General features: G+C 73.6%; 11 protein-coding genes. 2 read left to right on the top strand and 9 right to left on the bottom strand.

Annotated elements, in window-relative coordinates; genetic code table 11:
- Both N866_RS07195 and N866_RS07200 read right to left on the bottom strand, forming a co-directional pair.
- The coding region (locus N866_RS07195) for a hypothetical protein (protein ID WP_034224724.1) at positions 1-396 on the bottom strand (396 nt) is incomplete at its 3' end.
- A gap of 193 nt (positions 397-589) precedes the next feature.
- Complete coding sequence (locus N866_RS07200; protein WP_034224728.1) at positions 590-922, bottom strand: hypothetical protein; 333 nt, start codon at positions 920-922, stop codon at positions 590-592.
- A gap of 269 nt (positions 923-1,191) precedes the next feature.
- Here N866_RS07200 and N866_RS07205 point away from each other — a divergent pair, with 269 nt between their 5' ends.
- A complete protein-coding gene (locus N866_RS07205) occupies positions 1,192-1,407 on the top strand; it encodes a hypothetical protein (protein ID WP_034224731.1) in 216 nt (71 codons plus the stop codon).
- A 266-nt stretch (positions 1,408-1,673) separates the two neighbouring features.
- Here the strand turns inward: N866_RS07205 and N866_RS19810 are convergent, their stop codons facing one another.
- The 7 genes from N866_RS19810 to N866_RS07240 form a co-directional block, all read right to left on the bottom strand.
- On the bottom strand, positions 1,674-3,557 hold the full coding sequence (locus tag N866_RS19810) for a beta-xylosidase family glycoside hydrolase (protein WP_052022529.1): 1,884 nt from the start codon (positions 3,555-3,557) through the stop codon (positions 1,674-1,676).
- Between the two features lie 191 nt (positions 3,558-3,748).
- Positions 3,749-4,678 (bottom strand): carbohydrate ABC transporter permease, encoded by a 930-nt coding sequence (locus tag N866_RS07215; protein WP_081802419.1) that lies wholly within the window; start codon positions 4,676-4,678, stop codon positions 3,749-3,751.
- A complete protein-coding gene (locus tag N866_RS07220; protein ID WP_034224735.1) occupies positions 4,668-5,627 on the bottom strand; it encodes a carbohydrate ABC transporter permease in 960 nt (319 codons plus the stop codon). The genes N866_RS07215 and N866_RS07220 overlap by 11 nt, the downstream gene beginning before the upstream one ends.
- Before the next feature lie 38 nt (positions 5,628-5,665).
- A complete protein-coding gene (locus tag N866_RS07225; RefSeq protein ID WP_052022530.1) occupies positions 5,666-7,012 on the bottom strand; it encodes an ABC transporter substrate-binding protein in 1,347 nt (448 codons plus the stop codon).
- A 75-nt stretch (positions 7,013-7,087) separates the two neighbouring features.
- Positions 7,088-8,707, bottom strand: a complete 1,620-nt coding sequence (locus N866_RS07230; protein WP_034224738.1) for an FAD-dependent oxidoreductase — start codon at positions 8,705-8,707, stop codon at positions 7,088-7,090.
- Positions 8,704-9,849, bottom strand: coding sequence for a LacI family DNA-binding transcriptional regulator (locus N866_RS07235; RefSeq protein WP_081802420.1), 1,146 nt, complete (start codon positions 9,847-9,849; stop codon positions 8,704-8,706). The genes N866_RS07230 and N866_RS07235 overlap by 4 nt, the downstream gene beginning before the upstream one ends.
- A 379-nt stretch (positions 9,850-10,228) precedes the next feature.
- Positions 10,229-10,789, bottom strand: coding sequence for a DUF427 domain-containing protein (locus N866_RS07240; protein WP_034224741.1), 561 nt, complete (start codon positions 10,787-10,789; stop codon positions 10,229-10,231).
- Positions 10,790-11,108: 319 nt separating this feature from the next.
- Here N866_RS07240 and N866_RS07245 point away from each other — a divergent pair, with 319 nt between their 5' ends.
- The gene (locus N866_RS07245; protein WP_034224757.1) at positions 11,109-12,059 is read left to right on the top strand and encodes a zinc-binding dehydrogenase; all 951 of its coding nucleotides are present in this window, start codon (positions 11,109-11,111) and stop codon (positions 12,057-12,059) included.
- The last annotated feature ends 41 nt before the right edge of the window (positions 12,060-12,100 follow it).

A 12,100-nucleotide genomic window follows, 5' to 3' on the forward strand; every position in this document is an offset into this window, starting at 1 on the left:
GGGCCGGCCGCCGCCCCGGGGCGCGGGACGCTGGGCGCCCTGCTGCCGACGGCGCGCACGCTGTTCGGCGCGCTTCTGCGCGAGCACCTGCCCGCGGCGCCACTTCGGCCGCAGGCCGTTGGGCGTCGGCAGGTTCAGGACCGGCCACAGCGCCGCGACGACGCCGATGACCACCGGGACGGCCGCGGTCACGTACCACTCGGCACCCGACGTCACGAGCTCCGCCGGCCAGACCAGCGCGAGCGCCAGGCCCACGCCGGGAGCCGCCACGAGCGCGGCGCTCTCCTTACGGCCGCCGTCGCTCCACCAGCGTCCGCCCCGGCGCGGGCGACGCCGCCACCACAGCGCCAGTGCGACCAGCACGACGCCCACCACCGACAGCACCGGTGCCACCATGATCCGTCCTCAGTCCGTGTCGATCCTCACGCCGGAGGGCGCACCCTCCGAGCGCAGCGTGCCATGTCCGGGCGGCGCCGTCCGAGGATCACGGCCGGGATCGCCGCATCGGAGCAGCACGCGCACCGTGCTGTGGTCTGCCACCAGCCGCCGTCGACCGTCGTCGCTCGCCACCAGCCGCCGTCGGCCGCCGTCACCCGACCGGGGCGGCGCGGCGTCGTCGTCGGCGTGGGTGGTCGACCACCGCCCAGGTGACGGCGCCGAGCACGAGGGCCGCGAGCGCGACCGCGCCCCACGGCGTGAGGGAGGCGGCGAGCGCGTGGGCCAGGACGAAGCACCCCGCGCCCACGCCGACGACCAGCGCCAGGCGCTGCCACCCCGTCCGCCGCACCTCGCGGGCGAGGCACCACCCGACCCCCGCCAGCACGATGACGGCGCCGGTGGCGGGGTTGTCGGTGATGCGGGCCGCGGCGAAGCCGAGGACGAGGGAGGCGCCGGCGACGACGGCGGTCGGGACACGGGTCACCGCACCAGCGTAGGGACGGCCGCGTGCTCGTCGGGCCGCGGCCCCGGGCCGCCTCGTGTCCCGGTCCTCGTGTCCCGGTCCCCGGCCGGTCGGGTGCCGAACCCGCGGCGGACCTGCGGGTGTGCGGAACCGGCCGGCGGACGGGGGGTGGCGGACGTCACCCCGCGTGGGACCCTCGGCCCGCCTTATCCCCGTCCGACATGCGAGACAATCGGAGGGCCGGTGACCCCGGCACCCGAAGACCCGCCCGTCACCCCTGGGAGCACGCGATGTCCACCCTCACCACCCACCACGACCGCCCCTCGCTGCGCGAGGCCGTCCGCTGGTACCGCGAGGCAGACGCCCCGCGCTGGGAGAGCGGCCCGGGCAAGCGCGCCACCTTCGCCGGTTACCTGGGCGGCAACGTCGTCGCCTGGATCGCCGCCGGCCTCCTCGGGGCCATGGGCCTCAACGCGCTGGTCCAGGCGCTCGCCGCGGCCTTCTGAGGCCCGCCGCACCACCGCGCGTCACACCTCCCGCGCCACACCTCCCGCCACCGGCTCGGCCGGCGCACCGGTGAGCGTCGGAGTCGCCCTCCGACTCCACCCTCATGCGTGCGCCGCCACGGTGGCGCCCCCGACCGCCGACGTCGGGCCGGGTGTCCTGACCACCCGGCCCGACGACGGGGCAGCCGCGGCACCTGCCGCCCGCACGGTGAAGGGTTCGTCGCCCGAGGGACGACGAACCCTTCACCTGGGCGGCGCGCCCCGGGTCAGCCGGTCGCCCCCGTCGCGTCCTCGGCCTCCGGGGCTCTGGTGACGACGGCGGCGTGCTCGGGCACGACCACCGTCACACCCCCCGGCACACCGGGGGCCGGGACGACGCCCGGCACGCGGTCCAGGCCGGGGGCGTCCTCCGACCGGCCGGGCCGGTCCGGCTCCGCAGCCGGCTCGCCCGCTGCGAGGCACGCCTCGTACTCGGCGGGCGACGGCGACCAGCGGAACCAGTCGAACGTCGCCGGGATCTCCGGCGCGGCCGTCGCCCCCCGGAACGCGTACGGACCGACGTGCGTGAACGGCGTCGTGGTCAGCGACATGGGGCGGCCGAAGTCGGCGAACGTCGCGCCGTCGTAGGACACGCCGGCCTGGACCGACGCGCCGTCGCTGGTCAGTCGCAGCCACACCGTGTCCGCCTCGAGGACGGCGGGCGGCTCGGTGTCCTGCCGGCTCGTCGTGCCGTTCTGGTAGACGACCTCGAGGCGCTTGCCGGGCGTCGCCTGCCCGAGCCCGAACTTCCCGTACACCGTGTCCGACGCGTACAGCAGCAGACCCGCCTGCTGGAACCGCGCGCCGACGTCGATGGTGACCTGCGTGGTCACCTGCCACGGACCGGCGGGCAGCTCCTGCTGGGGCAGCGGCGACCCGGCGACCCCGGCGGCGTACGTGGGAATCGTCAGCACCCCGCCGCCGACGACGTGCCGCGCGGACTCCGCGCGGACGACCCGGTCCCAGACCGTCGGGTCCAGGTCCGGCCCGACGCCGTCGAACTCGTCGGACCCGACGACCGCGCACCGCTCGAACACCGGGTTCGCCGGGTCGACCGGGAACAGCGGCTCCGGCTCCTCCGGGCCCGTCCCGCCGAGCGTCGCGAGCGCGATCCGCGCGTCCAGGCGCGCCCCGGCCTCGTAGAAGAGGTACGTCCCCGTCGCGTCGGTGACGATCTCCGGGGAGGCGACGCGGCCGACGTCGGGCGCGATCCCGCTCGACGCGTGCAGCAGCATCGAGGGTCCGACCTGCCGCAGCGTCGCGTCGATGGTCCGCGCCCGGATCTGCCCGGAGGACGTGTGGTAGACGACGTAGCGCTGCCCCTCCCACTCCCACAGGTTGCCGGCGGACACGTTGCCGCCGTCGCCCTCCTCGGGCGAGACGACGACGCCCGGCGCGACCCGCCAGGTGCGGCCGTCCACCGACTCGGCGAGACGGATGCGGCGCGCGTTGTCGGTGTAGTTCGCCATGTAGAACGCGGCGTAGCCGAAGCCCGACGACGGGTTCGGGTGCTCGAACACCCGCGCGTAGCTGGACTCGGTCACCCCGGCTCCGCCGGAGGCGTTGGTCCAGGCGACGCCGCCGTACTCGAACGTCACGCCGTCCGTGCTCGTGGCGTACCGGGTGGTGGAGTTCTCGCCGTGGAAGTAGACGAAGAGCCTCCCCTCCGCCTCGTTCCAGATCGCGTCGGCGCTGGCCACGTGGGACACGGAGTAGTGCGGGTCCCACTGCCGGGCGATGACCGGGTTGGCGGTGTACTCCGTCCACGGGCCCGCGAGGGAGTCCGCGTACATGAGCGAGATGCCGCCGGGGGCGTCGTGCGGGCCGAAGTACAGGTAGTACTCCCCCAGCGGGTTCTCCAAGTGGGCGCCCGCGTGGAAGACGCTGGGGAAGATGAACTCCCCGGTGGGGTTGTAGAGCATCTCCTCCGGGACGGTGAGGACCTCGGTGAACCCGAACGTCGGCAGGGCCTGCGCGGCGGTCGCGGTCGTGGTGGTCGCCGACGGCGGCGCCGCCTCCACCGCCGCCGCAGTGGTGGCCGTCAGGCCGGTGGTCAGGGCGAGCGCGGCGGCGACCAGTGCCGCCCCCCATCGCGAGCGGTGTCTCCTCATGGCGTGGTTCCTTTCCCAGGGGGTGGCACGCCGACGGCGTCGTCGGCGTCGGTCTGCGGGCATGGCTCCGCCCGCTGAGGTGCGCGTCAGAGCGCGAGCGCGCGGGGTGCGCCGAAGCCTTTGTCAGGGCTGGTGCGACAAAGGCTTCGGCGAAGGGCCGGCGGCGGGCGGCGGGCCCGGGGGCCTGGGGGTCAGCCCTTGAGGCCGGTGTGGGCGAGGCCCTGGACGAACTGGCGCTGGGCCAGCACGAACACGACGAGCACCGGGACGACCGTCATTGTCGTGGCGGCCAGCTGGACGTTCCAGATGGGCCCGCCGTAGGCGTCGACGTACTGGGTGAGCGCCTGCGGCAGCGTGAACATCTCCTTGGAGGAGAGGAACACCAGGGGCTCGAGGAACAGGTTCCACGAGTGCAGGAAGGTGAAGATCGCGACGGCGGCCACGGCCGGCCGGGCGAGCGGCATCGCGATGCGCCGGTAGATCGCGAACCGGCTCAGCCCGTCCATACGCCCGGCGTCCTCGAGCTCGCTCGGCAGCGCGAGGAAGAACTGCCGCATGATGAACGTCGCCAGCACGCTCGGCGCCCCCAGCATCGGGATGACGATGAGCGGCCAGTGCGTGTCGATCAGCCCGAACCGGTTGACCAGCTGGAACAGCGGCACGATCGTCACCTCGGCCGGGACGAGCAGCCCCAGCAGGACGACGACGAACAGCGCGTCCGCGCCCGGGAACCGGACGCGGGCGAAGGCGTAGCCCGCCATGGACGAGAACACGATCGTCCCGAGGGTGACCAGCACCGCGATGTAGAGGCTGTTCCAGTACTGCTGCGCGAACGGCTGCAGCGTCAGGGCGTCCCGGTACGGCTGCAGCGACGCGTCCTGCGGCCACAACGACGGCGGGAAGGCGAACACCTGGCTGATCGGCTTGAAGCTGGTCGTGACCATCCACCAGGTGGGGAACACGAACGGCACGGACAGCACGCACAGCGTGAGGAAGAGGGCCACGCGGCCCGGGCGGGGCAGGCGGCGCCGTCGTCGGCCGTCGGTCCGGGTGGCCGACGACGGCGCGTCCCTGTCACCGCCCGGGGCAGGGGCCAGGGGGGTGAGGGTCTCAGGACTCATGGAAGACGAACCTCCGACGCAGGCCCCACTGGATGAGGGTGAGCACGAGGACGATGCCGAAGAGGACGACCGCGACCGCGCTGGCGTACCCGAACTCCTTGAACTGGAACGCCTGCTGGTACAGGTAGTAGACGAGCACCGTCGTGGAGGTGCCCGGGCCGCCCTGGGTGAGGACGGCGATCTGCGCGAAGACCTGCAGCGAGCCGACCACGGTGATGATCGAGACGAGCAGGATCGTCGGGCTGATGAGCGCCAGGGTGATGGAGCGGAACACCCGCCACGGCCCGGCGCCGTCCATGCGGGCGGCCTCCTTGAGCTCCTCCGGCACGCCCTGCAGGGCCGCGAGGAAGAGCACCATGTTGAGGCCGACGTTCTTGAGGACCTGCACGACGACGACGCCGAGCATCGACGTCGACTCCCCGCGCAGCCAGTTCGGCCCGTCGAGCCCAAGGACCTCGAGGAAGGCGTTGATGCCGCCGTTGTCCTGGAGCAGGAACCCCCACACGATCGTCCAGGCCACGAGGGTCACGACGACGGGGGAGAAGAAGAGCGTCCGGAAGACGGCGGTGCCGCGCAGCTTCTGGTCCAGCATCACCGCCAGGGCCAGGGCGAGGCTGATGTTGAAGACCACCAGGCCGACGGAGAACAGCCCCGTCGCCCGCAGGGAGTCGTGGAAGCCGGGGTCGGCGGCGAGCCGCTCGTAGTTGCCCGCGCCGACGAACGTGAACTCGTTCGCGAGGACCCGCCACTCGTGCAGGGAGTACCAGACCACCGCCACGAGCGGCCCGATGACGAAGGCCGCGCTGCCGAGCAGCTGCGGGCTCACCATGAGGAGGCCGGTGAGGTTGTCCCGCCGCCGGTAGGTCAGCCACGGCCGGCGGGGTGCCCCGCCCCGCCGCGAGACCGGGGAGCCGGTCGTCGCGGAGGGGCGGGGCGCCGTCGTCGTCATGGTGGTCCTTCTCGTGGGTGCGGCGGGGTGGGTGGTCGTCACTGCTCGAGCAGCGGCTGGATGCGCTCGCAGGTGGTGCCGAGCACGGCCGCGACGTCGGCGTCGGGCGTCCACAGGGAGTCGAGCTCCGCGCGGGCGGCCTGCTGGATCTGCGCGAAGTTCGGGTGCGCCGGCTTGGTGACGGCGCCCTCGAGACCCTGGACGACGACCTCCTCGAGCTGCGCCTCGCTCAGGAGCGGGTTCGTCGCCTTGAGCTGCTCCGCGGTGAGCAGGGAGACGCGCGGCGGCGGGAAGTACTGGCCCAGCCTGGCGCTGTTCTCCGGGTTGGTGAAGAAGGCGAGGAAGTCCGCGGCGACGTCGGGGTTCTCCGCGTTCGCGAAGACACCGATCCCGGCCTGGCCGATGACGTTCTGCTGGCCGGCGGGGCCCTCCGGCATCGGCAGGACGTCCCACGCGAAGCTGTCGTCCAGGAGCGAGGCCCGGCTGATCTGCGTGACGGTGATGGCGGCCTGGCCGGCGAAGAAGTCCGCCGTCGTGCCCGGCGCCGGCATGGCGGCCGCGTCGAACGCGCTGTCGTGCAGGAAGGTCATCGCCTCGACCATCTCCGGGGAGTCGAGCTGGCAGGTCGTGTAGTCCTCCGACCACGCCGAGGCGCCGAAGCCTCCCCAGACCGTCGCGAGGATCTCCCACTGCGCGTACTCGAAGTCGCGGATGACGAAGCCGTCGTTGCCGGTCGCCTGCTTGACCGCGCCGCCGACCTCCTGGATACGGTCCCAGGTCCACTCGCCGGAGTCGAGGAGCTCCCGGCCGGTGGGCTGGCCGGCCGCGGCGAGCATGTCGTCGTTGACGAAGACGACGAACGGGCTGGTGGAGAAGGGGTAGGCGTAGAGCTGGTCCTCGGACTGCCACAGGGACAGGGCGTCGGGGTTGAGGTCCTCGACGGCGTAGCCCTCGGTGCCGGCCAGGACGTCGTCCAGGGCCACGAGGGCGCCGGACTCCACGAACTCCGGTGCCGTGGACTCGAGGATCCAGGCGAGGTCCGGCGGGTTGCCGCCGGCGACCTGGGTCGTGACGGCCGTCGTGTACTCGTCGAACGGCAGCGGCTCGAACGTGATGCTCGAGACGAGGTCCGGGTTCGCCTCGACGTACTCGGCGGCGATCTCGTCGAAGAGGGCCAGGTGGTCCTCGTTGGCCGACCAGACCGTCATGCGCAGGTCGACCGGCTCGGCGGGGGCCGGCGCCTCGGCGCCGGGGGCCGGGGCGTCGTCGGCGTCCGCCGCGCCGCCCGAGCAGGCGGCCAGCAGGGCCATCGTCAGGGGGAGGGCGAGGACGGGCAGTGCCCGCCTGCGGGTGACCCGTCGCCGGGTCGTCGTCTGCGTTCCCATCAGTGCTCCTTCGCTCAGTGGGGGTGGTCCGACGGTCGGGTGCCGGCCGGACCGGGGGGGGGGGGGGGATGGGGGTCAGTAGCCGCGCAGGCCCGCGGGCCAGCGGCGCTCGATGCCTTCGCTCTCGCACAGGCGCTGGAAGTCCTCCAGCAGGTCGTCCTTCTCGAGGACCTCGTGGGGCTCGCGCCCGTGGGCCAGGCACTCGGCCGCGAGCAGGCCCGCGACCTCGCCGACGTTCCACTCGACCGGGTGCAGGCGGTAGCACCCGTTGGTGATGTGGGTCGTGCCGATGTCCTTGCCGCCGGCCAGCAGGTTGCGCAGGCGGCGGGGGACGAGCGCGCCGAGCGGCAGCTCGAACGGCTCGGCGGCGACGTCGATGTAGTTGTCGCCGCCCGTGGAGGGGTGGAGGTCGATGCGGTACATGCCGACGCCCACGCTGTCGCGGTAGTGCACGGCGCCGTGGGTGCCGCGGACCGCCATGGACAGGTCCTGCTCGACCACGCGCGTCACCGGCAGGATCCGCCGGCTCTCGCGGTGGTACGCCTCCTGGGCCAGGCCGTCGTCGGTGCCCATGACGTCGGGGCGCAGGCGCAGGCCCGGCCACCCCGTCCCGCCGTCGGGCCGCGGGGCCTCCGTCTGCATCCAGAACAGCATCGACAGGCTGAGCTGCCGGGCGTCCTCGACGCGGGCGGCGGCCGTGGCCGCGTCGACGTCCAGGACGTGGTGCTCGAAGTAGTCGATGGCCGGCCAGTTCACCAGCGTGATGTCGCTGGCGTAGGTGCCCGGGCTGAAGAGGTCGCGGGCCGCCAGGCGGCGGAACGTCCACAGGTTCTGGTCGCCGCCGTCGCGGGACTGGTCGGCCTCGACCGCCAGGGCGTCGTCCCCGGGGTTCGGGGAGAACGAGCGCTCGGTGATCTCCAGCGTGCGCGGGTGCGGGGCCTTCCAGCCCAGCAGCGGCCCGCCCCAGAAGTCGGGCTGCACGGCGCGCCAGTGGTCGTAGCGGACGGGCCGGTCGATGGTGTGGTCGCCGTCGGCGTGCTCGACCGCGAAGCAGACGCTGAACGCCTGCACGTTGTCCGGCTGGGCCTGCGCGGGTGCGCTCGGCTCGTCGGTGTCCGTCTGGGACTCGAAGCCCGTGACGTACTCGGCGCCGGCGAGGGGCAGCAGGTCCCCGAGTTCCGTCGCGTCGACGACGTACGCCGCCTCGACGACGGTGCGGCGGCCGTCGCGGGTGTCCTCGAGCGTGACCGACGCGACCCGGTCGCCGTCGGTGGTGGTCGCGACCGGGCGCACGTCCCGCAGCACGCGGATGCGCCCGCCGGAGGTGTACGGCGCGAGCATCGCGTCGAGGACGGCGACGCCGACGCGCGGCTCGTGGCACAGCTTGCTCACCCAGCCCGCGCCCGGGTTGAGCGCGGGACGGCGGCGGGCCGCGTCGGTGATTGGGTAGTGGCGCCGGTAGTACTCGCGCACACCGTCACGGAACGCGCGGTACGACGCCGTGACACCCATCGTCTCGACCCAGGGGTGCTCGTCCGGCGGGACGGCCTGAGAGGTCAGCTGGCCGCCGAGCCACGGGACGTCCGTCGTGAGCACCACGTGGGCGCCGCGGCGGGCGGCCGCGAGGGCGGCGGCGACGCCGCCGGTTCCTCCGCCGACGACGAGGACGCCGGTGCGGAGCTGCTGGTCGGTCATGCGGGGTCCTCGGAGGTCGGGGCGGCGGCGGTGTCGCCGGGCCGGGTCGGGTCGACGGGCGCCGGGCTGCCGGCCGCCCCGCTCAGCGCGGGGGTGCGCCGCGGCGTCGTCGTCGGGGTCGTGGGGGGCCCGGCGGTCTCGCCGGTGATGAGCGAGCACGGCAGGGTCTGCTGCCACTGCTCCTGCGGCAGGTCGCCGGCGATGATCCCGGTGAGGATCTGCAGGGCTGCCGTGCCCATCTCCTCCCGCGGGATCCGGAACCCGGACAGCTCCGCGGTGTGCGCGGCGGACGGGTCGCCGAGCTGCACGATCGACAGGTCGCCCGGGACGCTCAGGCCCCGGCGGCGGGCCGCGTCGAGCAGCGCGTGGGGCAGGACGAAGTCGCCGACGGCGACCGCGGTGAGCCGGTTGTCCAGCAGCAGGTCGAGCGCGGTGTCGCCGTCGATGCTCGTGCCGTCGAGCAGGACCGGCCGCAGGCCCGCGGCCGCGACGGCGGCGTGGTACCCGGCGCGGCGGTCCTTGTGCGACTCGTTGGGGCCCAGGTCTCCGAGGTAGCCGATGCGCTCGTGCCCCAGGTCGACGAGGCGCTCGACGACGGCCTGCGTGGCCGCCGCGTAGTCCGCGGCGGCGTAGGGCACGAGGCCGGCGTCGGACTCGCGGCGCCCGACGAAGACGAACGGGAAGCCGCGGCCGATGAGCTCCGCGAGGTCACGCTTGTCGTCGTGCTGGCCCAGCAGGAGGCAGCCGTCCGCCATGCCGAGGCGGCTCGCGCCGTCGTCCAGCAGGCGGCGCCGGCCGGAGCGGACCGGGGCGCTGGTGAAGAGGAGGAGGTCCAGGCCCTGCGCCTCCGCCTCGCGCTCGATGCCGACGAAGAGCGGGTGGTAGAAGTCGCTGCGGTCGCGGGGGAAGACCGGCTCGTAGGTGAACACGCCGATGATGCGGTTGCGTCCGCCGGCCAGCCGCTGGGCGACCGGGTTGGCGGTGTAGCCGGTGCGGCGCACGACGTCGAGGACCCGCTGCCGGGTCTCCTCGCCGATCCGGACCTCGCTGCTGCCGGACAGCACGTGGGACACGGTGGCCTGGCTCACGCCGGCGAGCCGGGCGACCTCGGCCTGCGTCACGCGGCGGCTGCTGCGCCTCATCGGTTCTCCTCCTCGAGAGCACGGGCCCCGCCCGGCGATCGGCGCTGATGCGCATCAACGGTGAGGCGCCGTCGTCCGCCGGTCAGGAGCGGTGTGAGAGGGACCATTCTCTGCTGATGCGTATCAGTCAAGGGGTGACGGAAATGTGATCCAGCCGTGATCTGTAGCGGCACCTCGGGGGTGGTTGCGCTGATGCGCATCGGCGCTGGTAGCAGCCCCGATGGAGGTTCCCTTCGACACCCCAGGCGGGAGGACACGCCCTGAGCTCCGGCACCGGGGAGGGTTCCCCGCGGCAGACGCGGGTATCTCTCCCCGCACCTGGGCGTGCGTCAGGTGCGGACGATGTCCCGCGGTCCGGGCGCCCGGCGGGCCAGGATGCTCACCAGCCCCAGGTGCCGGAGCCGCCCTTGAAGGGGCCGACGATGCGGCTCGTGCGCCATCCCCCGTAGAAATCGCCCTGCTGCGCCTCGACGATCTCGCCGTCGACGGTGCACCGCGTCATCCGGCCGGGGTAGAGCGCCACGTGGCCGATCAGCTCGGTGAACCCTCGGCTCGGGGTCGGGTAGGTCCAGGCGGCCTGCTCCGCGACGACCGGTCGCCCGAGCCCGTCGGCCCCGACGACGTCGAAGTACGTGGCGCGGCCCTTGAACTCGCAGAACGTCGTCGCGCCGTCGACGGGGACGAGGACGCCGTCGGCGACGTCGTCGAGCGGGAGGTAGTAGGTCGGCGGGTGCGACGTCTCCAGGACGCGCAGCGCGCGACGGGTGTCCGCGACGAGGGTCGTGCCGAGGACGACGACGACGTGCTCGGTGCTCGCCACCACCGCGGGCGGGCGCGGGTAGTCCCACACCGACTCCTGGCCCGGCCCGGGCGGTGTGGCCGTACGGCCGCCGGGCGGGCGCGTGCGCGGTCGCCAGTCGCTGAACGCCTCGGGTCCCATGTCTGCTCTACGGCCCCGCGGGGCCGTTCGGATGCGACAGGGCGGGGAAGGACGGGCGACGTGTGCGTGGTGGTTCGTGGGCCGGGCGTCGTCGGCCGGGCCGCCTGCGGCGAGGAGGACTGAGCCCTCGGCGCACCGGGCCGACGTCGGCGAGGTCTCCCACCCCCGGCGAAGGACCTTGGTCCAGTCCGGGGGTGCCGCGGCTGGTGAGGCTGGGAGAGCCGGGGGCGGGAGGACTCCCCCGTCGCCCGCCCCCGGTACCGGGTCGTACAAGGACGTGCCCCGTCGCCCTGTGCGCCGGGCCGGGACGGAGGCAGACATGAAGGCATGGCACTTCAGCGGGACGAACGAGCCGCTGGTGCTCGCGGAGATCCCCGAGCCGGAGCCGGGACCCGGTGAGGTCCTGCTCGACATCAAGGCCGCGGGCCTGTGCCACTCCGACGTCGGCGCGATGACCGACGCCGGCTGGATGGCTCTCATCGACTTCACGCCCATCGTCATGGGTCACGAGATCGCGGGCGTCGTCACGAAGGTCGGCGAGGGCGTGACGCAGGTCATGGTCGGCGACCGCGTGGGCGTCTGCCCGACGGCGGGCCACGGCGCGCCCGGCTACCAGCGCAACGGGGGCTTCACGCTGCAGCACGTCGCGCACGAGGGCGACCTCGTCCCCATGCCGGAGGGGCTGTCGTTCGAGATGGCGGCGCTGGGCACCGACGCGGGCATGACCTCGTACCACGCGATCGCCGTCCGCGGTGAGGTCGCGCCGGGGATGAAGGTCGGGGTCATCGGGCTCGGCGGCCTGGGGCAGATCGGCGCGCGCGTCGGGGTGCTCAAGGGCGCCGAGGTGCACGTCGCCGAGGTCAACGAGGACGTCTGGCCGCTCGCGGAGAAGATCGGTGCGGCGAGCGTCGTCAAGAGCGTCGAGGAGTGGGCCGGCAGGGACCTCGACCTGATCGTCGACTACGCCGGGTTCGGCACGACGACGTCCGGCGCGCTCAAGGCGATCCGGCAGAACGGGCGCGTGGTCCAGGTCGGCATGGGCCGGCTCGAGACGACCCTCGACATCCGCGACGTCATCCTCAAGGAGGCGCAGCTCTGGGGCTCCATGGGCGGCACCAAGGAGGACATCGCGGCGATCTACGAGATGCTCGCGAGCGGTGACATCGAGCCCATCTCGACGGTGACCGACTTCGACGGCATCCCCGAGGGCCTGGAGAAGCTGCACCGCGGCGAGATCCAGGGTCGCCTGGTCGCCAAGATCGCGGACTGAGCCGCAGCGGGGCACACGGCGGGCGGCGCGTCCGGGGTTCG

This window comes from Actinotalea ferrariae CF5-4 (assembly GCF_000603945.1).
Classification (GTDB): domain Bacteria; phylum Actinomycetota; class Actinomycetes; order Actinomycetales; family Cellulomonadaceae; genus Actinotalea; species Actinotalea ferrariae.

What these genes read in the sequence shown, in the direction of transcription:
- N866_RS07205 (WP_034224731.1), top strand. Translation starts at nt 1,192, where the DNA reads ATGTCCACCCTCACCACCCACCACGACCGCCCCTCGCTGCGCGAGGCC.
- N866_RS19810 (WP_052022529.1), bottom strand. Translation starts at nt 3,557, where the DNA reads ATGAGGAGACACCGCTCGCGATGGGGGGCGGCACTGGTCGCCGCCGCG.
- N866_RS07215 (WP_081802419.1), bottom strand. Translation starts at nt 4,678, where the DNA reads ATGAGTCCTGAGACCCTCACCCCCCTGGCCCCTGCCCCGGGCGGTGAC.
- N866_RS07220 (WP_034224735.1), bottom strand. Translation starts at nt 5,627, where the DNA reads ATGACGACGACGGCGCCCCGCCCCTCCGCGACGACCGGCTCCCCGGTC.
- N866_RS07225 (WP_052022530.1), bottom strand. Translation starts at nt 7,012, where the DNA reads ATGGGAACGCAGACGACGACCCGGCGACGGGTCACCCGCAGGCGGGCA.
- N866_RS07230 (WP_034224738.1), bottom strand. Translation starts at nt 8,707, where the DNA reads ATGACCGACCAGCAGCTCCGCACCGGCGTCCTCGTCGTCGGCGGAGGA.
- N866_RS07235 (WP_081802420.1), bottom strand. Translation starts at nt 9,849, where the DNA reads ATGAGGCGCAGCAGCCGCCGCGTGACGCAGGCCGAGGTCGCCCGGCTC.
- N866_RS07240 (WP_034224741.1), bottom strand. Translation starts at nt 10,789, where the DNA reads ATGGGACCCGAGGCGTTCAGCGACTGGCGACCGCGCACGCGCCCGCCC.
- N866_RS07245 (WP_034224757.1), top strand. Translation starts at nt 11,109, where the DNA reads ATGAAGGCATGGCACTTCAGCGGGACGAACGAGCCGCTGGTGCTCGCG.